The 18392-nt window shown below is 70.8% G+C and carries 20 protein-coding genes and 1 pseudogene; 13 read left to right on the forward strand and 8 right to left on the reverse strand.

Going from position 1 to position 18392, the window contains the following annotated elements; all coding sequences use genetic code 11:
* Positions 1-70 precede the first annotated feature (70 nt).
* Positions 71-667: a hypothetical protein gene (locus tag ACWGDB_RS29160; RefSeq protein ID WP_453825161.1), complete on the forward strand. Its 597-nt coding sequence runs from the start codon at positions 71-73 to the stop codon at positions 665-667.
* A 53-nt stretch (positions 668-720) separates the two neighbouring features.
* Positions 721-1329, forward strand: a complete 609-nt coding sequence (locus tag ACWGDB_RS29165) for a DUF1349 domain-containing protein (RefSeq protein ID WP_453825162.1) — start codon at positions 721-723, stop codon at positions 1327-1329.
* Here ACWGDB_RS29165 and ACWGDB_RS29170 read toward each other — a convergent pair.
* Positions 1289-2677 carry an MFS transporter gene (locus ACWGDB_RS29170; protein ID WP_453825163.1) on the reverse strand — a complete coding sequence of 463 codons (1389 nt, stop codon included), beginning with the start codon at positions 2675-2677 and terminating at the stop codon, positions 1289-1291. The genes ACWGDB_RS29165 and ACWGDB_RS29170 overlap by 41 nt on opposite strands.
* Before the next feature lie 70 nt (positions 2678-2747).
* On the opposite strand from ACWGDB_RS29170, the gene ACWGDB_RS29175 reads away from it, so the two are divergent.
* The 6 genes from ACWGDB_RS29175 (at position 2748) to ACWGDB_RS29200 (ending at position 7913) form a co-directional block, all read left to right on the forward strand.
* Positions 2748-3743, forward strand: coding sequence for a GlxA family transcriptional regulator (locus ACWGDB_RS29175; protein ID WP_453825164.1), 996 nt, complete (start codon positions 2748-2750; stop codon positions 3741-3743).
* Positions 3740-4243, forward strand: coding sequence for an N-acetyltransferase family protein (locus ACWGDB_RS29180; RefSeq protein WP_453825165.1), 504 nt, complete (start codon positions 3740-3742; stop codon positions 4241-4243). Before ACWGDB_RS29175 ends, ACWGDB_RS29180 begins: the two co-directional genes overlap by 4 nt.
* Before the next feature lie 76 nt (positions 4244-4319).
* Positions 4320-5036 carry a DsbA family oxidoreductase gene (locus tag ACWGDB_RS29185; protein WP_453825166.1) on the forward strand — a complete coding sequence of 239 codons (717 nt, stop codon included), beginning with the start codon at positions 4320-4322 and terminating at the stop codon, positions 5034-5036.
* Positions 5037-5135: 99 nt separating this feature from the next.
* Positions 5136-6188: an aminotransferase class V-fold PLP-dependent enzyme gene (locus ACWGDB_RS29190; protein ID WP_453825167.1), complete on the forward strand. Its 1053-nt coding sequence runs from the start codon at positions 5136-5138 to the stop codon at positions 6186-6188.
* Positions 6189-6242: 54 nt separating this feature from the next.
* Positions 6243-6848, forward strand: coding sequence for an RNA polymerase sigma factor (locus ACWGDB_RS29195; RefSeq protein ID WP_453825168.1), 606 nt, complete (start codon positions 6243-6245; stop codon positions 6846-6848).
* A gap of 48 nt (positions 6849-6896) precedes the next feature.
* On the forward strand, positions 6897-7913 hold the full coding sequence (locus ACWGDB_RS29200) for a maleylpyruvate isomerase family mycothiol-dependent enzyme (RefSeq protein ID WP_453825169.1): 1017 nt from the start codon (positions 6897-6899) through the stop codon (positions 7911-7913).
* A 49-nt stretch (positions 7914-7962) separates the two neighbouring features.
* Here the strand turns inward: ACWGDB_RS29200 and thpD are convergent, their stop codons facing one another.
* The 6 genes and pseudogenes from thpD to ACWGDB_RS29230 form a co-directional block, all read right to left on the reverse strand.
* Positions 7963-8850, reverse strand: a complete 888-nt coding sequence (thpD, locus tag ACWGDB_RS29205; RefSeq protein ID WP_453825170.1) for an ectoine hydroxylase — start codon at positions 8848-8850, stop codon at positions 7963-7965.
* A gap of 7 nt (positions 8851-8857) precedes the next feature.
* Positions 8858-9262 (reverse strand): ectoine synthase, encoded by a 405-nt coding sequence (locus tag ACWGDB_RS29210; RefSeq protein WP_383597343.1) that lies wholly within the window; start codon positions 9260-9262, stop codon positions 8858-8860.
* A 28-nt stretch (positions 9263-9290) separates the two neighbouring features.
* Positions 9291-10562 (reverse strand): diaminobutyrate--2-oxoglutarate transaminase, encoded by a 1272-nt coding sequence (gene ectB / locus ACWGDB_RS29215; RefSeq protein ID WP_383597346.1) that lies wholly within the window; start codon positions 10560-10562, stop codon positions 9291-9293.
* Positions 10563-10592: 30 nt separating this feature from the next.
* A complete protein-coding gene (gene ectA, locus ACWGDB_RS29220) occupies positions 10593-11099 on the reverse strand; it encodes a diaminobutyrate acetyltransferase (RefSeq protein ID WP_453825171.1) in 507 nt (168 codons plus the stop codon).
* 306 nt (positions 11100-11405) lie between these two features.
* Positions 11406-11657: pseudogene (locus ACWGDB_RS29225) on the reverse strand (mycothiol transferase); the annotation flags it as partial.
* A gap of 201 nt (positions 11658-11858) precedes the next feature.
* Complete coding sequence (locus ACWGDB_RS29230) at positions 11859-12959, reverse strand: pyridoxal-phosphate-dependent aminotransferase family protein (RefSeq protein WP_453825237.1); 1101 nt, start codon at positions 12957-12959, stop codon at positions 11859-11861.
* Positions 12960-13150: 191 nt separating this feature from the next.
* On the opposite strand from ACWGDB_RS29230, the gene ACWGDB_RS29235 reads away from it, so the two are divergent.
* From ACWGDB_RS29235 to ACWGDB_RS29250, 4 genes are read left to right on the forward strand one after another with little or no spacing between them, the layout of a single operon-like run.
* Entirely contained in the window at positions 13151-13999 is an 849-nt protein-coding gene (locus tag ACWGDB_RS29235) for a transporter substrate-binding domain-containing protein (RefSeq protein WP_453825172.1), read from the forward strand.
* A 4-nt stretch (positions 14000-14003) separates the two neighbouring features.
* Positions 14004-14846, forward strand: coding sequence for an amino acid ABC transporter permease (locus ACWGDB_RS29240; protein ID WP_362378573.1), 843 nt, complete (start codon positions 14004-14006; stop codon positions 14844-14846).
* Positions 14843-15652, forward strand: coding sequence for an amino acid ABC transporter ATP-binding protein (locus ACWGDB_RS29245; protein WP_453825173.1), 810 nt, complete (start codon positions 14843-14845; stop codon positions 15650-15652). The genes ACWGDB_RS29240 and ACWGDB_RS29245 overlap by 4 nt, the downstream gene beginning before the upstream one ends.
* 21 nt (positions 15653-15673) lie before the next feature.
* Positions 15674-16765 carry an amidohydrolase family protein gene (locus ACWGDB_RS29250; protein WP_453825174.1) on the forward strand — a complete coding sequence of 364 codons (1092 nt, stop codon included), beginning with the start codon at positions 15674-15676 and terminating at the stop codon, positions 16763-16765.
* On the opposite strand, the gene ACWGDB_RS29255 is transcribed toward ACWGDB_RS29250, so the two are convergent.
* On the reverse strand, positions 16762-17163 hold the full coding sequence (locus tag ACWGDB_RS29255; protein WP_453825175.1) for a carboxymuconolactone decarboxylase family protein: 402 nt from the start codon (positions 17161-17163) through the stop codon (positions 16762-16764). The two genes, ACWGDB_RS29250 and ACWGDB_RS29255, sit on opposite strands and share 4 nt — an antisense overlap.
* Before the next feature lie 277 nt (positions 17164-17440).
* Here ACWGDB_RS29255 and ACWGDB_RS29260 point away from each other — a divergent pair, with 277 nt between their 5' ends.
* The gene (locus tag ACWGDB_RS29260) at positions 17441-18358 is read left to right on the forward strand and encodes an SCO1860 family LAETG-anchored protein (protein WP_453825176.1); all 918 of its coding nucleotides are present in this window, start codon (positions 17441-17443) and stop codon (positions 18356-18358) included.
* The last annotated feature ends 34 nt before the right edge of the window (positions 18359-18392 follow it).

Raw genomic sequence — 18392 nt, forward strand, 5'->3', positions numbered from 1 at the left:
CGCGCGGTGAGGATGGAATCGCCGGACGACGGAGCCGGCGGCGGAGACCAGCGGCTCGGGGAGCGAAACAGTGGACAGCGCGCGACAGCAGGCGAACGAGCGTTTCACCATCCGGCAGAAGACCACCTTCATGGTCAACCGGTATGTCGTGGCCGAGACGCTGCCCGACGGCTCCGAAGGCCGGGTCCTCGCCTTCGCCGAGCAGAAGCGGATGACGCTCAAGGAGCGGATGACCTTCTACACCGACGAGTCCAAGAACCGTGTCCTGTTCACCGCCCAGGCCCGTCAGGTCCTCGACGTCGGCGCCGTCTACGACGTGCGGGACGCCACGGACAACCTCGTCGGCACGTTCCGCAAGAAGTTCGCCGCCTCGCTGCTGCGCTCGACCTGGGAGCTGGACCAGTCGGGCTCGGTCGCGGCCCTCGGGCAGGAGCGCAACCGGGTCGTGGCCGTGCTGCGCCGGGTCTGGGAGCTGCTGCCGCTCGACCTGGTGCCGTTCGTGTGGCCGTACCACTTCGACTTCACCTCGGGCGACAAGCAGGTGATGAGCGTCGACAAGAAGATAGGGCTGCGCGACCGCTATCTCGTCGATGTCGCCTCGCCCGATCTCGACCTGCGTCTCGCCATCGCCCAGGCCGTGGCCCTGGACGCACTCCAGTCGCGCTGACGGGACCACCCCTGGGGCCTCCGCCGCCGGGCCCCGCCTGGAAGAATCCCGCCATGGACCTGAAACTCCCCGAACTGCCCTTCCTGCTGCGCACCTACGGCCCCGACGGCCACTGGTCCTACGAGGACGGCATGCTCTCCGGCTGGGCCGGCGCCCGGCAGGACCGTTTCGTGCCGCCCACCGGGGAGGCCCTGGACGCCGCCTCCGACGCGCCCCGGCTGCTCGGCGCGCCCGAGGGCGACTTCCAGTTGATCGCCCGCGTCACCGTCGGATTCGCGGGCGCCTTCGACGCCGGGGTCCTCTACGTCCATGTCGGCGAGCGGGCCTGGGCCAAGCTGTGCCTGGAGAACTCCCCGGACGTGCCCACCGTCTGCACGGTCGTCACCCGGGGCCATTCCGACGACGCCAACTCCTTCACCGTGGAGGGCAGTTCGGTGTGGCTGAGGGTGAGCCGGACCGGCCGCGCCTTCGCCTTCCACGCCTCCCGCGACGGCGAGCGGTGGACCTTCGTCCGGCTCTTCACCCTCGGCGACGAGGAGGAGACCGGTGCGGCCCTCGTCGGCTTCATGACGCAGTCGCCGATGGGGGAGGGGTGCGTGGTGACGTACGACCACCTCGAGTTCAGGCCCGACTGGCCGAAGGACCTGCGAGACGGAAGCTGAGCAGACCCGTCACCGCGAGCAGGGCCGCGCTGATCCCCAGACTCAGCCGCATCCCGGCCACGAAATCGCCGGAGATCAGCGCCCCGAAAACGGCGATGCCCAGCGCCCCGGCCATCTGCCGCGCCGCGTTGAGCACACCGGCCGCCAGGCCCGCCCGTTCGGCGGGTACGGCGTCCATCATCGCCGCGGTGAGCGGCGGCACCGTCAGCGCGCAGCCCAGCGCCATGGGGACGAGGAGCAGGGCCACCAGCGTCGCAGGCGTGTCGGCGTCGACGTACAGCATCGCGAGCAGGCCCGCGACGGCCAGGCCCTGCCCCACCAGCATGGGCAGCCGGGCGCCGTGGCGTCCCGCGAGCTTGCCGGCCACCACGTTCGTCACCGCGATCAGGCCCGTCATCGGCAGGAACATCAGCCCGGCCTGGAGCGCCGAACGGCCCTGCACCTGCTGGAAGAAGAGCGAGAAGACGAACACCATGCTGTAGAAGGCCACGCTGACGGCCGCTCCCGCGGCGACGGTCACCGCGACGGTCCGGTTGCGGAACAGACTCAGCGGGACGACCGGGTGCGGGTGCCGTGCCTCGACCCGGAGGAACGCCACCACCGCAAGCACGGCCACCGCCAGCGCCGCCCAGCCGGCCGTCCCGCCCTCGATCACCGCGAACGTCAGCGCCGTGAGCGCCACCACCGCCGTCACCTGGCCGGGCACGTCCAGCGGCGCCGGACGGCGTTGCGAGCGCGGGGCCCGCAGCAGCAGCACGAGGATCAGCGCGCCGACGGGAAGGTTGACGAAGAAGATCCCGCGCCAGTCCCAGGCCGTGGTCAGCACACCGCCCGCCACCGGACCCAGCGCCACCGCCGCCGAACCTCCCGCCGCCCACACCGCCACCGCACGGGCGCGCCGCGCCGGATCGGCGTACGCCTGCCGCACCAGCGCCAGCGAGGCCGGCAGCACGACGGCCGCCGCCACGCCCTGCACCACCCGCGCCCCGATCAGCGCCGGCAGGTTCGGCGCCAGACCGCAGGCCGCCGAGGCCAGCGTGAACACGGCGGCACCGATCGCGTACGCCCGGCTCGCGCCCACCCGGTCCGAGAACGCACCGGTGGACAGCATCAGCGCGGCGAAGGCCAGGGTGTAGGCGTCCACGACCCACTGGAGGCCGGACATTCCGCCCCCGAGGGAGGAACCGATCGCGGGCAGGGCCACGTTCACGATGGACGCGTCGAGGCAGACCAGCGCGAAGCCGAGGAGGCCGGCGGTGAGGGTGAGGGCGGAGGACGGCCTCTTGGGCCCCAACCCGGCGGGGGAGAGTGCGAGTTCATCGACCTTGAGGGTCTGGTTGGTGGACATGCCTCCATGCTGCGGATCCGCGCCGTCGTACAGTAGTGGCCGGAATGCCATGCACCCGGAGGTTCTGGCCATGCCCCAGTCGCGCGCCCCGCACCGCATCGCCGTCGTCGCACCGTCGCCGGTCTCGATGTTCAACCTCGCCATCCCGGAGATGCTGTTCGGCAAGGTCGAGGTGGCCGGGCGGCCGGGCTACGAGGTCGTCATCTGCGCGGCCGATCCGGGACCTGTGCCCACCAGCGGCGGGCTCGACCTGTACGTACGGCACGGACTCGACGCCATGCGGGAGGCCGACACCGTGCTCGTCGCCGGGACCGGGGAACCCTTCGAGCCGGACGCGCGGATCGTCACCGCCGTCCGCGAGGCCGCCGACACCGGCAAGCGGATCGCGTCCCTGTGCACCGGCGCCTTCCAACTCGCCGAGGCGGGCCTGCTGCACGGGCGCCGGGCCACGACGTACTGGGCGCACGCCGAGGAGCTGCGCCGACGCTACCCGCACGTCGACCTGCGGGGCGATGTGCTCTACGTGCAGGACGGGCCGTACGTCACCTCCTCCGGCTACGCCGCCGGCATCGACCTGTGCCTGCACATCATCCGCACCGACTACGGCGCCGCCGTCGCCAACGAGGTCGCCCGCCAAGCCCTCGTCGCGCCCGTACGGCCGGGCGGCCAGACCCAGTTCACGCAGACCCCGCTGCCGCCCGAGCGCGGCAACGCCTGCGCCGACACCCGCGGCTGGGCCATGCGCAACCTCGACAAGCCGCTCACCCTCACCGACCTGGCCCGCCACGCCGGCGTCAGCGTGCGCACCCTCACCCGCCGGTTCCACGCCGAGAGCGGGGTGAGCCCGCTGCAGTGGCTGCTCCACCAGCGCATCGAGCGCGCCAAGGAGCTGCTGGAGACCACCGCGCTGCCCATGGACCAGGTGGCCCGCGCCTGCGGCCTGGGCACGGCCGACTCGCTGCGGGGGCATCTGGTCCGCCGTACCGGACTGACGCCGAGCGGCTACCGGGCGCAGTTCAGCCGGCTCGGAACCGCAGCGGCCGACGGCACGTCCTCCGCTGCATGATCGGCCACAGAGCTACCGGAACCCGGGTGATCCGTACCGTCCTGCCCGCCGAGGCGGAGACGGTCGCCGCCCTGCACGCGCGTGCCCGGGCGACCTACTACCCCGACGGGCTCCCGCAGGACGGCACCGACTGGCTCGCGGCCTGGCACAGCGCCATCGCGCGGCCGGACGGGCATGTGCTGTGCGTCGTGGAGGACGGCCGCCTCATCGGGCTGGCCTCCTTCCGCACCCCGGAGGGCGCCCCCGCCGACACGGTCAAGCTGTTCCAGTTCCATGTCGATCCCGAGCACTGGGGTCGCGGTGTCGGTACGACCCTGCACACGGCCTGTGCGGAGGAGTGGCGGGCCGACGGCAAGCTCACGGCCGTGCTCGACGTCCATGCCGACAACCGGCGCGCCCAGGCCTTCTACGCCCGTCAGGGCTGGATCCCGGACCCGGACGACCCGCCCGCCGAAGGGGACCACCACCTGAATCTGCGCTACCGCGTGCCCGGGGAATGAACGCCGCTGTTTGAACGTTCACGCACTAGGCGGAGGGGGTCTCCGCATATCCCGTACGACCTGGAGAGCCGAAGACATGCGCGTCGAGATCTGGAGCGACATCGCCTGCCCCTGGTGCTATGTGGGCAAGGCCCGCTTCGAGAAGGCGCTCGAGGCCTTCCCGCACCGCGAGCAGGTCGAGGTGGTGCACCGCTCGTTCGAACTGGACCCTGGGCGCGCCAAGGGCGACATCCAGCCCGTGATCACCATGCTCACGAAGAAGTACGGCATGAGCGCGGCGCAGGCGCAGGCCGGTGAGGCGAAACTCGGCGCGCAGGCCGCCGCGGAGGGGCTCGACTACCGCACCGAGGGCCGCGACCACGGCAACACCTTCGACATGCACCGGCTCCTGCACCTCGCCAAGGAACAGGGCAGGCAGGACGCGCTGATCCAGGTCTTCTACCGGGCGAACTTCGCCGAGGAGCGGTCCGTCTTCGCCGAGGGCGAGGAGCGGCTCGTGGAGCTGGCCGTCGCCGCCGGACTCGACGCCGACGACGCCCGCAAGGTGCTCGCCGACCCGGACGCCTACGCCGACGACGTCCGCGCCGACGAGCGCGAGGCCGCCGAGCTCGGCGCCACCGGAGTGCCGTTCTTCGTCCTCGACCGCAAGTACGGCGTCTCCGGCGCCCAGCCCGCCGAGGTCTTCGAGCAGGCGCTCACGCAGGCGTGGGGCGAGCGGTCGCCGCTGACGCTCATCGACCAGGGGGACGCGGACGCGTGCGGTCCGGACGGCTGCGCGGTGCCGCAGCACTGACCGAAGCCGCAGGTCGGGGCACATCCATAAGCGCCGCTTGGTGAAACCACGCAAAGAATCGCAATGGACCGAGAGGTGCCGAGGGCCCAGAGTGGAGCCATGGAGACCTTCGAGAGCCTCGTCCGTGCCGAGTTCGCCCCGAAGAACGTCTATCTCAACACCGCGAGCAACGGCCTGCTGCCGGCCCGCACCGTGACCGCAGTGCAGCAGGCCGTGCGGATGCGGGCCGAGGGCACGCCGCTCGGCCCGCTGTACGAGGACGTGGAGGCCGTCCGCGCCTCCTTCGCCCGGCTGGCCGGCGTCCCCGTCGAGCGGGTCGCGACCGGGGCTTCGGTCGCCGAGTACGGCGGGCTGATCGCCGCCTCGCTGCCCGCCGGAGCCGAAGTCCTCACCGCGGAGGCCGACTTCGCCTCCCTCGTGAACCCCTTCCACATGCGCGGCGACCTCAAGGTGCGCGCCGTCCCGCTGGACCGTCTCGCCGAGTCCGTCCGCCCGGACACCGCGCTCGTCGCCGTCAGCTCGGCGCAGTCCGCCGACGGCCGCGTCGCCGACCTGCCCGCGGTGTGCGCGGCGGCCCGGGCGCACGGGGCGCGCACCTACGTCGACGCCTCCCAGTCGGCCGGCTGGCTGCCGATGGAGGCCGGCGCATACGACTTCCTCGCCGCCGTCGGCTTCAAGTGGCTCATGGGCCCGCACGGAGCCGCGTTCTGCGTCGTCCCCGAGGACTTCGGAGGACTCACCCCGCTGCTCGCCGGCTGGGTCGCCGGGGAGGTCCCGTGGGACAGCTGCTACGGCCCCGTCGAGAACCTCGCCCGCTCCGCCCGGCGCTTCGACATCAGCCCCGGCCTCTTCACCTTCGCCGGGCTGCGCACCTCCCTGGAGCTGATCGAGGAACTCGGCGTGAGCGCCATCCAGGCCCACGACCTCGCCCTCGCCGACCGCTTCCGCACCGGACTCGCCACGCTCGGCCACGAACCGGTGCCGGCCCCCGGCTCGGCGATCGTGTCCGTGCCCGGACTCGGCCACCGCCAGCCCGAGTTGGGCGCGGCCGGAATCCAGGTCTCCGACCGCGCGGGCAACCTGCGCGCCGCCTTCCACCTCTACAACACCCCTCAGGACGTCGACCGTTTGCTGGACGTCCTGTCTTCCTGAACCACTGGCGCGGGCTCGGCCGGGACGCTAGGAAGGGCACCAGGGGTGGTGCCGGTGGAGTACCCGGGCGACACGTCCGCACAGCCGCCTGCCGACGCGGAGGTGCACCGGCGGCTGGTGTACGGCGACGAGTCCGCGCTGGCCGAGGTGTACGCGACGTACGGTGGGCTGGTGCGGCGGGTCGCCGTGCGCGTCACCCGCTCCGCGGCCGCCGCCGAGGACGTGGCGCAGGAGGTCTTCGCCCAGCTGTGGAGCAGGCCGTACACCTTCGACGCGCGCCGTGGCTCGCTGCGCACCTGGCTGTCCGTGGTCGCCCACCGGCGGGCCGTGGACTGGGTCCGCAGCGAGGCCCGGCACCGCAAGAACGCCGGGGCCGACGACTCGGTGCTCCAGGCCATCCCCGACACCGGTCCCGGCCCGGACGAGACGGTCGTCGACCGGGAACGCTCCCTCCTGCTGCACACCGCCCTCGCCGAACTCCCGCAGCCCCAACGGGAGGTCGTGCAGCTCGCCTACTTCGCCGGCCGCACCTACCGGCAGGCCGCCGCCGAGCTGGGCATCCCCGAGGGCACGGCCAAGACCCGGCTGCGCACCGCCCTGCGCACCTTGGCGGAGACTTTGGCCGACCCACCGGACCCGGCGCTCGAAAGAGGCGCATGATGGCGAGAGGGGCACGAACCGGGAACGGGCACGGAGAGGTGGCGCGCGGTGACCGACGATCACGAGGCGGTACGTGACCTGCTGGCCGCGTGGGCCTTCGGCGCCCTCGATCCGGCCGAGGAGAAGGCGGTCCCGGCGCACCTCGCCGAGTGCGAGAGCTGCGCGGCGGAGGCGGAGCGGCTGCGGGAGACGGTACGACTGCTGGAGGGGCCGCCGCTCGGTGCTCCCGCGGGATGGCCTGCCGAGGGGGCGCCGCCCGCGCTGTCCCTCGCCCTGCGCACGCGCCCTGCCGTCGGCCCTGGCGTGCTCGCGCACGTCGCGCCCTACGCCGCCGCGGTTGCCGGGCTGAAGGTGCTGCTGCCCGAGCTCGCGGGCCGCTGGACCACGCCGGTCGTGCACGACTGGGACGCGCACGCCACCGTCGCCCACCTCCTCGCCGCCGACGAGCACCTGGCCGCCCGGCTCGGCGCCGGCTCCCGCGTGCGGCCCTCGCCGGCCGAGGAGGGACCGCAGTGGGAGGACGCCTGGAACCGCCGTACCGCGGAGGTCATCGCCCATGAGCACGGCCGTACGCCGGACGAGACCGTGGCCGACTGGGCCGCGCAGGCGGACGAACTGCTCGGCGCACCCGAGGCCCACGACGCCGAACTCGCCGCCCGGGCCGTGACGTTGATGGGGCTGAGGCTGCCCGTCGCCGAGCACTTCCTGGTGCGCGGCTTCGAGACCTGGATCCACACCGACGACATCGGCCGCGCGCTCGGCCGCACCGTCCCGCCGCCGCCCGAGCGGCATCTGGGACAGCTGATCCGCCTCGCCGTCCGCATCCTCGGCCTGTCCCTGGGACCCACCGCGCCCCCGGTGCTCTTCTCGGTCACCGGGGGCGAGGAATGGGTACTGGGTTCCGAGGACGAGCCCGTACAGGCCGAACTCACCCTCGACCCCCTCGACTTCTGTCTCCTGATCGGCGGCCGCCGATCCCCGCAGACAGTCCCGAGGGGCACCACGGGCGACGCGGCCGCCGCCCAGAACGTACTGGAGCGGGCCGCGTCGCTGGCGTGGCTGTGAGGGGCGCCTCACGGGCGTGGCCCGTCAGGGACACCTCACGGGTGTGAGGTCACTTCACCGGGGTGAAGTCCCTCGCGCCGATGAACTCCGGGCGGCGGATCGGGGCCGCGAAGGGGTCGACGGCCGTGTTCTCGACGCTGTTGAACACGATGAACACGTTGCTGCGCGGGAACGGCGTGATGTTGTCGCCGGAGCCGTGCATGCAGTTGCAGTCGAACCAGGTCGCCGAACCGGCCTTGCCCGTGAAGAGCTTGATGCCGTACTCGGAGGCCATCTTCGTCAGCGCCTCGTCGGAGGGCGTGCCCGCGTCCTGCATCTGCAGGGACTTCTTGTAGTTGTCCTTCGGCGTGGCCCCCGCGCACCCGAGGTAGGTCCGGTGCGAGCCGGGCATGATCATGAGCCCGCCGTTGGTGTCGTGGTTCTCGGTCAGCGCGATCGAGACGGACACCGTCCGCATGTTCGGCAGACCGTCCTCGGCGTGCCAGGTCTCGAAGTCGGAGTGCCAGTAGAACCCACTCGCCCCGAAGCCCGGCTTGACGTTGATCCGCGACTGGTGGACGTACACGTCCGAGCCGAGGATCTGCCGAGCCCGGCCGACGACCCGCTCGTCGCGCACCAGGGAGGCGAACACCTCACTGATCCTGTGCACTTCGAAGACGGACCGGATCTCCTTGGACTGCGGCTCGATGATCGACCGCTCGTCGGCACGGATCGCCGGGTCGGTGACCAGCCGCTCCAACTCCTGCGCGTAGACGGCCACCTCGTCGTCCGTGATGAGCTGGTCGATGGCCAGGAAGCCGTCGCGCTCGAACGACTGGAGTTCGGTGGCCCCGATCGGCCCCGGCGTGTCGGGGGAGCCCCACACAACGGGGTCCTGGCGCGGGGTCGACACCTCGGTGGCGCCGCGGCTGGGGTAGAGATCGGTGACGGTGGTCATGGGTTTCTCACACCTCCTCGGGCTCGGTGAGCAGCGGGTACACGCCGTTCTCGTCGTGGTCCTCCCGGCCGGTCACAGGCGGGTTGAAGACACAGATGCAGCGGAAGTCCTCCTTGATCCGCAGCGTGTGCCTCTCGTGCCCGTCCAGGAGGTACATGGTCCCGGGCGTGATCGCGTGCGTCTGCCCGGTCTCGTGGTCGGTCAGCTCGGCCTCGCCCTCGACACAGACGACGGCCTCGATGTGGTTCGCGTACCACATGGACGTCTCCGTACCCGCGTACAGGATCGTCTCGTGAAGCGAGAAGCCGACCCTCTCCTTGGCGAGGACGATGCGTTTGCTCTCCCAGGTACCGGACGCCGATTTCACGTGGCGGTCGGTGCCTTCGATGTCCTTGAACGAACGGACGATCACGGTGCTGCGATGCCTCCTAGGTGGTGTTTCAGATGGTTTCCCGCACGGCGCGGGCGAGGATGCTGAGCCCCTCGTCCAGCTCGTCCGGGGTGATCGTGAGTGCCGGAAGCAGCTTCACGACCTCGCTCTCGGGGCCCGACGTCTCGATGAGCAGCCCCAGCTCGAAGGCGCGCTTCGCCACTCGTCCGGCGCGCTCCTTGTCGTGGAACTCCAGGCCCCACACGAGCCCGCGTCCGCGGTACTCCCGCACGTCGGCAAGGTTCTCCTCGGTGATGGAGATGAACGCCTGCTCGATCTGCTCGCCGCGCTTGCGGGTCTGCTTCTCCATCGCGGACCCGTCGGTCCAGTACGTCTCCAGCGCGGCGGTGGCGGTGACGAACGCGGGGTTGTTGCCGCGGAAGGTGCCGTTGTGCTCGCCCGGCTCCCAGATGTCCAGCTCGGGCTTGAACAGGCACAGCGACATGGGCAGTCCGTAGCCGCTGATGGACTTGGACACGGTGACGATGTCCGGGGTGATGCCCGCCTCCTCGAAGGAGAAGAAGGCGCCGGTACGGCCGCAGCCCATCTGGATGTCGTCGACGATGAGCAGCATGTCCTGCCGCTCGCACAGCTCGGACAGGGCGCGCAGCCACTCCGGGCGGGCGACGTTGATGCCGCCCTCGCCCTGCACGGTCTCCACGATCACGGCGGCGGGCTTGTTGAGTCCGGAGCCCTGGTCCTCCAGGAGCCGCTCGAACCACAGGAAGTCCTCGACGGTGCCGTCGAAGTAGTTGTCGAACGGCATCGGCGTGCCGTGCACGAGCGGGATGCCCGCCCCGGCCCGCTTGAAGGCGTTGCCGGTCACGGCCAGGGAGCCCAGGGACATCCCGTGGAAGGCGTTGGTGAAGGACACGATGGACTCGCGTCCCTTCACCTTCCGCGCCAGCTTGAGCGCCGACTCGACGGCGTTGGTACCCGTGGGGCCGGGGAACATGACCTTGTAAGGCAGGTCACGCGGCCGCAGCACGATGTTCTGGAAGGACTCCAGGAAGGCACGCTTGGCGCTCGTCGACATGTCGAGCCCGTGCGTGACGCCGTCGCGCTCCAGGTAGTCGATCAGGGCCCGTTTCAGGACCGGGTTGTTGTGCCCGTAGTTCAGTGAGCCCGCGCCGGCGAAGAAGTCCAGGTACTCGTGGCCGTCCTCGTCGTACATGCGGCTGCCGCGCGCGCGGTCGAAGACGGTGGGCCAGCCGCGGCAGTAGCTGCGCACCTCGGACTCGAGGGTCTCGAAGACGCTGAGGTCGGGCTGGGTGATGGTCACGACGAATCGCTCCTCGTTGCGTGGGGGAAGTCAGTGAGAGAGGGGACCGATGCGGTAAAGCACTTCCGGGTCGTGCGGTCCGTCCGGAAAAAGGCTTGTGGGGAACAGCACCTCCCGCTCCAGAGCGGCGCCGTGCCGCTCGGCGAAGGCGCCGAACAGGCGTTCGGAGGCGGTGTTGCCGGGTGTGATGGTGGTCTCGACGCTCGTGACGCCGTACTCACCACCGACCCGTGCGACGAGCCCGTCGAGCAGCGCGGCGGCGATGCCGCGTCCGCGATAGGCGTCGTCCACGGCCACCTGCCAGACGAGCAGGGTGTGCGGACGCTCCGGCCGGACGTATCCGGTGACGAAGCCGACCGGCTCCCCGCGCTCGTCGCGGGCGACGGCCGATGTGCCGGCGAAGTCGCGGCACCACAGCAGATAGCTGTACGACGAGTTGAGGTCGAGGGCCTTGGAGTCGCGGGCAATCCGCCACAGCGCGGCCCCGTCGGCCACCGCCGGTCGGTCGATTTGCAGGTCTGCTTGTGCGGCAGTCATGCGAATTGAATTTACCGAGGGAAATTCAAAATTGCATTGCCGTCAGGGGTTACGTATCGGCGTCGGGTGTGTTATCACGCGGGCGTGAGTGATACCGCTGAGAGGGTGTGAAACGCCCGAATTTGCCCGGCTAATCCATCCCAAAACGGTCGCGATGTGGAACGCGTCACAGCCATGTAACTCCTACGAGACCTGCCCGAATTACGTCGGTTGGCGTTCGCGGAATCTTTGCGTTTAGGTCTCGGGAAAGCGGGCAGAAGAGGATGGGAAGCTACCCCTGAAGGAATTCCTGGAATTACGTTGAATTCAGGCTCCGGTTACACCGTCGATGCACTCTCGCAGAATGTCGGCGTGACCGTTGTGCCGCGCGTACTCCTCGATCATGTGAATCAACACCCACCGCACACTGACCTCCACCCCGGCCATCGCCCCGCCTTGGATCCGCCCGACACTCTCCAGCCCCCGCCCGGCACACACCTCCCGCCCCCGAGCGATCTCCCGCCGCCAGGCCCCGAGCGCCTCGCCGATCCCCCGCCCGGGCTCGATGGGGAGGTGGGTGGGCGCGTCGGTGGTCATGAGGCGAGCATGGCGCCACTTCGCGGGTGGCGTTCAGCCGGCCGACGCGGTCCAGCCACTCCAGCCCGTCCGGCGTTTGAGGACGAGGCCGTTCAGGCCGATGCGGGGGTCTGGGGGCGGAGCCCCCAGGTTCGGGACGGGAAGGGGCGGCGGGGGCGACGGAGGACGGGCCCGGGCCGACGGCTACCGCCAGGCGTCCTCCACGGCACGCAAGGCCCCCTCCGCATCCACCCTCAGCCCCGTCTCGGCCAGCGCAGCGCCCAGCGCCGCCACACACCCCCGCACCGCCCCGACCGTCGCGTCCACCCCGTAGTGATTGACCCGAATCATCTCCTTGGCCAACGCCCCACCCCCCGCGGCCAGCGGCACCGCAGGATCGGCCACCAGCGCCCGAGCCACCACCTCCGACGCCACCACCCCCTCGGGCACCCGAAGCGTCGTGGCGACCGGCGCCGCGTCCCCGACGTCGTGCACATACGGCTCCAGGCCCCCGCCCAGCGCCACCGCCCCGGCACGGGTGGACAGCGCGGCGGCCCGGTGCCGGGCCATCACCGCATCCAGCCCGTCCGCCTCGATCCGCTCCACGCAAGCCTCCAGCGCCAGCATCTCCAGCTGGGCCGGCGCGTGCAGCAAGGCCTTCCGGCCCCCGTCGATCCACCGCTGCTTCCAGTCCAGCAGCGACAGATACGACCGCCGCGGTGCCCGCGGATTCGCCGACATCCGGGCCCACGCCCGCTCGCTCACGGACACCGCCGACACCCCGGCAGGACCGCCCATCGCCTTCTGCGCCCCGATCACACACAGGTCGACGCCCCAGGCGTCCGGCAGCACCGGCTCGGCGCCGATCGACGCCACCGCGTCCAGGTAGAACAGCGCCCCGTGCGCCCGCACGACCTCACCGATCTCGGCGACGGGATTGGTGTTGCCGGTGGCCGCCTCCGCGTGCACCAGGGACACGAAGTCGATCTTGGGGTGCTCGGTGAAGGCCGACCGGACCTGATCGGCCGTGACCGCCGTGTGGAAGGGCACCGCCAGATCGATCACGGTCGCGCCGCAGTCCCGCAGCCAGTCCCCGAAGGTCTGCCCGTACGGCCCGGTGATCACGTTCAGCGCGGTCGTACCGGGCCCGGCCGTCCCCCGGATCGCCCCCTCCAACGGCAGCAGCGCCTCGCCCTGCATGATCACGACATCCTGCCCGGTCCCGAGCAGCCGGGCCACCCGGTCCTCGATCGCGGCGAATCGCGCGGCGCTCAGCGGGGCCAGGTCCAGGAAGGGGTGGTTCACGGCGGGGCTCACGTCGCTCTCTCAGCTCTCTCGGGTCCGCAGATGGACGTGACGAGGGTAACCGGGGCCCCAACACCCCAGCCGGCTCCCGACTTCTTAGGTCAAACAGCCCCCTAACCATCAGTTGTGTTTGAGGACCTCAAACCTCTCCTTATAATCGGAAGCTACAGTTCCCTCACAGGAGGCTCCCCGTGAAGACGACCTTCGGGCGCCGGACCCGCATTCTGGCCGCCACCACCGCGACGGCCGGGCTGGTGCTCGTGGCCGGCTGCTCCTCCGACGACAGTGGCGGCAGTGGGACGAAGACGGCCGCCGGCGGTGTCGAAGTCGTCAAGGCGGGCCAGCTCACCACCTGCACCCACCTGCCCTACCCGCCCTTCCAGTCGGAGATCGACGGCAAGGTGCAGGGCTTCGACGTCGCCCTCATCGACCTGGTCGCGGACGACCTCGGCGTGCAGCAGACGATCGTCGACCAGCCCTTCGAGAACTTCAAGACCGGTGGCTCCCTCAACGCAGGCAGCTGCGACCTCGCCGCCGCCGGCATGACCATCACCGAGGAGCGCAAGAAGAACGTCGACTTCTCGGACCCGTACTTCGAGGCCACCCAGGCCGTCCTCGTCGACAAGAAGAGCGGGATCTCCTCGTTCGCGGACCTCAAGGGCAGGAAGGTCGGCGCCCAGGCGCAGACGACCGGCGAGGACTACGCCAAGAGCAAGGGCCTGGACCCGGTCTCCTTCGAGTCCTCCGACGCCGTCCTCAACGGCCTGCGCACCGGCCAGGTCGAAGCGGTCGTCATCGACTACCCGGTCGTCCAGGGCTGGCTGAAGGACAAGGCCAACGCCGCCGCCTTCGACGTCGCCGAGCAGATCAACACCGGTGAGCAGTACGGCTTCACGGTGAAGAAGGGCAACACCAAGCTCCGCGAGGCCATCAACAAGGCCATCGCGGACGCCAAGGCCGACGGCACGTACAAGAAGCTGTACGAGCAGTGGATCGGCCCATACGACGAGTCCGCCGCCTCTGCCTCGCCCGCCGCCTGACCCCATGGCCGACACAGACGTACAACTGCAGCCGAAGCAGCCCAGGAAGAAGGGCCTGACCCGGCGCCAGAAGCGCAGCCTGTCGCGCGGCATCCAGTACGTCGTCTTCGTCGCGGCCGTGATCGCCTTCGCGGTCGCGGCCGACTGGGGGCGCCTGCAGAACCAGTTCGCGCAGGGCGACATCGCCGAGCAGATGTTCCCGGACGTCATCACGCTCGCGTTGAAGAACACCGTGCTCTACACCCTGTCCGGCTTCGTCGTCGGACTGGTCCTCGGCATGGTGATCGCGCTGATGCGGCTGTCGTCGGTGGGGCCGTACCGCTGGCTCGCCGGGATCTACATCGAGATCTTCCGCGGGCTGCCCGCCCTGCTGATCTTCATCTTCATCGGTGTCGCCGTGCCGCTGGCCTTCCCGGGCACGGAGATCCCGGGCGGCACCTACGGCAAGGTCGCGCTCGCGCTCGGCCTGGTGGCGGCCGCGTACATGGCGGAGACGATCCGCGCGGGCATCCAGGCGGTGCCCAAGGGACAGATGGAAGCGGCGCGCTCGCTCGGCTTCTCGCCCGCCCGCGCCATGATCTCGATCATCATCCCGCAGGCCTTCCGGATCATCCTGCCGCCGCTGACCAACGAACTCGTCCTGCTCTTCAAGGACTCCTCGCTGGTGCTGTTCCTCGGTGTGACGCTGGAGGAGCGGGAACTGTCCAAGTTCGGCCGTGACCTGGCCAGCCAGACCGCCAACTCCACGCCGATCCTGGTCGCGGGCCTGTGCTATCTGCTGGTCACGATCCCGCTCGGCTTCGTCGTACGCCGCATGGAGGCGAAGGCCCAGGAGGCCGTGAAATGAGCGAGAGCCTTCTCAAGGCCGGCCCGGAGATCGAAGTCCGCGGCCTGCACAAGTCCTTCGGCGACAACGAGGTGCTGCGCGGCATCGACCTGCAGATCGACCAGGGCGAGGTCGTGTGCGTCATCGGCCCGTCCGGCTCGGGCAAGTCGACGCTCCTGCGCTGCGTGAACCTGCTGGAGGAGCCCACCAAGGGCCAGGTCTTCGTCGGCGGTGCCGAGCTCACCGACGAAGACGTCGACATCGACGCCGTACGCCGCCGTATCGGCATGGTCTTCCAGCAGTTCAACCTGTTCCCGCACCTCACCGTGACCGAGAACCTCACGCTGCCGCAGCGCCGGGTCCTCAAGCGGGACAAGGCCGCGGCCGCGAAGGTCGCCGCCGAGAACCTGGAGCGGGTCGGCCTGTCGGAGAAGGCGACGGCGTACCCGTCCTCCCTCTCCGGCGGCCAGCAGCAGCGCGTCGCCATCGCCCGCGCCCTCGCGATGGGCCCCGCGGTGATGCTGTTCGACGAGCCGACGTCGGCGCTGGACCCCGAGCTGGTGGGGGATGTCCTCGCCGTCATGCGCATGCTCGCAGACGAGGGCATGACGATGATGGTCGTCACCCACGAGATGACCTTCGCGCGAGAGGTCGCCGACCGGGTCGTCTTCATGGACGGCGGAGTGATCGTCGAGGACGGCACCCCCGACCAGGTCATCGGCGACCCGCAGCACGAACGCACCCGCCACTTCCTCTCCCGTCTCCTCGACCCGGCGATGGCCGAGGTGGAGGAGGAGACCTCCGACCAGATCGGGAAGGGCGACTAGCCGCTCACTAAAGTGCAGGGCATGAGCGAACGCGCGGTGCTGCACGTGAAGGGCCGGGTCCTCGTCGGACCGGACGACGTCCGGGACGAGCTGTGGGTCGTCGACGGCCGGATCTCCTACGACCGTCCCGTGGGCGCACGCGACGTGCGGACCGTCGAGGGCTGGGCCCTCCCCGGCCTGGTCGACGCGCACTGCCATGTGGGCCTCGGCGCCCACGGCCCGGTCGACGACGACATCGCGGAGAAGCAGGCACTGACCGACCGCGAGGCGGGCACCCTGCTGATCCGCGACGCCGGTTCGCCCTCCGACACCCGCTGGGTCGACGATCGCGAGGACCTGCCGAAGATCATCCGGGCCGGCCGGCACATCGCCCGCACCCGCCGCTACATCCGCGGCTACGCCCACGAGATCGAGCCGGAGGACCTGGTCGCCTACGTCGCCCAGGAGGCCCGGCGCGGCGACGGCTGGGTCAAGCTGGTCGGCGACTGGATCGACCGCGACCTCGGGGACCTCGCGCCCACCTGGCCGCGCGAGGCGGTCGAGGCGGGCATCGCGGAGGCCCACCGGCTGGGCGCCCGCGTGACGGCGCACTGCTTCGCCGAGTCCTCGCTGCGCGACCTGGTCGAGTCGGGCATCGACTGCATCGAGCACGCCACGGGTCTCACGGAGGACCTGATCCCCCTGTTCGCCGAGCGCGGGGTGGCCATCGTCCCCACCCTGGTGAACATCGCGACCTTCCCGAAGCTGGCCGACGGCGGCGAGTCCCGGTACCCCCGCTGGTCGGCCCACATGCGCCGGCTCCACGAACGCCGTTATGACACGGTCCGCTCCGCATACGACGCCGGCATCCCCGTCTTCGTCGGCACGGACGCGGGCGGCACCCTGCCGCACGGCCTGGTCGCCGCCGAGGTCGCGGAACTCGTCACCGCCGGCATCCCCGCGGTCGAGGCCCTGGCCGCGACCACCTGGTCGGCCCGCACCTGGCTCGGCCGCCCGGGCCTGGAGGAGGGCGCGGCGGCCGACCTCGTCGTCTACGAGTCCGACCCGCGGGACGACGTACGCGTGCTGGCGGCACCTCGTCGGGTGGTGCTGAACGGGCACGTGGTCGGCTAGCCGCTCGCCGTCTCGGCGAAGACCTCGCGGGCGACCCGGTAGCTGTCGAAGGCGCGCGCGGCACCTGCGTAAGCCTCGATGTGGATGAACGCCTCGACGATCTCCTCCTGGGTGACCCCGTTGGTGAGGGCGATGCGCAGCTGGCCGCGCAGCGGTTCGAGGGTGCCCAGGGTCGCGGCGATCGTCACGGAGACCAGGGCCCGGGTGCGGGTGTCGAGGACATCGGTCCGGGGCCAGGCGTCGCCGAAGGTGTGGACCGTGGCGAGGCGCTTGAAGTCCGCCGCGTTGGCGGGCTCTCCCGCACCTGGTTCGAGGAAGCGCTCCAACGGCATGCCGAGCAGCCGCTCGGCCGTGCGGAGCGCGGCGGCGTAGTCCCGCTCCTCGTCGTGGTCGGCCATCTTCTGCTTCCCTTCGTTTCGGGCAGCCGGTTGACGCAGCGTAACGACGGGTAGTTCGGTGTCGACGCCCGCTCCCTCGCCCGCGCCCACGTGTTCACGCGAGCGCTCGCACAGAAGGGGGTACGGGGGTGACTTCGAGGAACATCCGTGCCCAGGGAATCGAAAGCATTCACGGGAGAGTCACGTTGGAGTGAAGTCCTGGCGGATTGCTGACTCTTCACTCTCAGTACGCAATTCTTGCCGGGTCCCGAGCAAGTCCTCTCTGGGGGTCCCCACCTTGAACGGCAAGAACTTCCGCCTGCCCGCACGCCGTCTCGCCACCGTCGCGACGGCCACCGCCCTCACCGCCGGACCCCTGGTTCTGGCCGCGGGCCCCGCGCACGCGACCGGCGACGAGGGCCGCGCGAGCGCCGTCGTGCTCCGTACGGGGCTCGACGTCTCCCTGCTCAACAAGACCGTGAACGTCCCGCTCGCGGTCTCCCTCAACGAGGTACAGGCGCCGAGGAGCGCCGAGAAGGCAACGCTGACGGCCGAGCTGAACGGCGTGGACGGCGGAAAGCCGTTCAACGTGCTGAGCGCCGAGGCCGCCTCGTCGAAGGCCACGGTCGAGGGCGGCAGGGCCGAGGGGTACACCAACCTCGCCCACGCCAAGGTCCACGTCCCCGGCCTGCCGCTGCTCTCGCTCATCGAGGTCGGCCAGGTCACCTCCAAGGCGACCTGCGAGGCCGGCAAGAAGCCGACGGCCTCGTCCAACCTGCTGGGCGACGTCACCGTGCTGGGCAAGAAGGTCACGCTGACCGCCGGCGGCACCACGAACGTCCAGGTGCCGGGCGTCGGTGACGTGCGGCTGGACTACTCCAGGACGGAGAGCACCTCGGACACGGCCGCCGCCACCGCCCTCGAACTCAAGGTGTCCGTCAACCCGTTGAAGCTGAACGTCGCCGAGGTCGAGGGCACCCTGACCCTGGCCGAGGCGACCTGCGAGACCCCGGCCGCGCCCGCGGAGGAGGCCGCCCCGAGCACCGACCCGAGCACCGAGCCGGCCGGCGACGTGAAGCCCCAGGGCGAGGCCGCCGACGAGGGCCTCGCCGAGACCGGCGGCAACTCCATGACGCCGTACATCGCGGGCGGCGCGGTAGCGCTCCTCGTCGCGGGCGGGGGAGCGGTGGCGCTGGCGCGGCGCGGCCGGAGCTGACCGATTTCGGCACGCTGGAGCGGGTGCCGGCCCG

It is taken from the genome of Streptomyces sp. NPDC055013 (genome assembly GCF_053608645.1).

Coding starts and splice junctions, on each gene's coding strand:
- ACWGDB_RS29185 (WP_453825166.1), top strand. CDS start 4,320: ATGCGCGTCGAGATCTGGAGCGACATCGCCTGCCCCTGGTGCTATGTG.
- ACWGDB_RS29175 (WP_453825164.1), top strand. CDS start 2,748: ATGCCCCAGTCGCGCGCCCCGCACCGCATCGCCGTCGTCGCACCGTCG.
- ACWGDB_RS29165 (WP_453825162.1), top strand. CDS start 721: ATGGACCTGAAACTCCCCGAACTGCCCTTCCTGCTGCGCACCTACGGC.
- ACWGDB_RS29255 (WP_453825175.1), bottom strand. CDS start 17,163: ATGGCCGACCACGACGAGGAGCGGGACTACGCCGCCGCGCTCCGCACG.
- ACWGDB_RS29190 (WP_453825167.1), top strand. CDS start 5,136: ATGGAGACCTTCGAGAGCCTCGTCCGTGCCGAGTTCGCCCCGAAGAAC.
- ACWGDB_RS29170 (WP_453825163.1), bottom strand. CDS start 2,677: ATGTCCACCAACCAGACCCTCAAGGTCGATGAACTCGCACTCTCCCCC.
- thpD (WP_453825170.1), bottom strand. CDS start 8,850: ATGACCACCGTCACCGATCTCTACCCCAGCCGCGGCGCCACCGAGGTG.
- ACWGDB_RS29180 (WP_453825165.1), top strand. CDS start 3,740: ATGATCGGCCACAGAGCTACCGGAACCCGGGTGATCCGTACCGTCCTG.
- ACWGDB_RS29245 (WP_453825173.1), top strand. CDS start 14,843: ATGAGCGAGAGCCTTCTCAAGGCCGGCCCGGAGATCGAAGTCCGCGGC.
- ACWGDB_RS29240 (WP_362378573.1), top strand. CDS start 14,004: ATGGCCGACACAGACGTACAACTGCAGCCGAAGCAGCCCAGGAAGAAG.
- ectA (WP_453825171.1), bottom strand. CDS start 11,099: ATGACTGCCGCACAAGCAGACCTGCAAATCGACCGACCGGCGGTGGCC.
- ACWGDB_RS29250 (WP_453825174.1), top strand. CDS start 15,674: ATGAGCGAACGCGCGGTGCTGCACGTGAAGGGCCGGGTCCTCGTCGGA.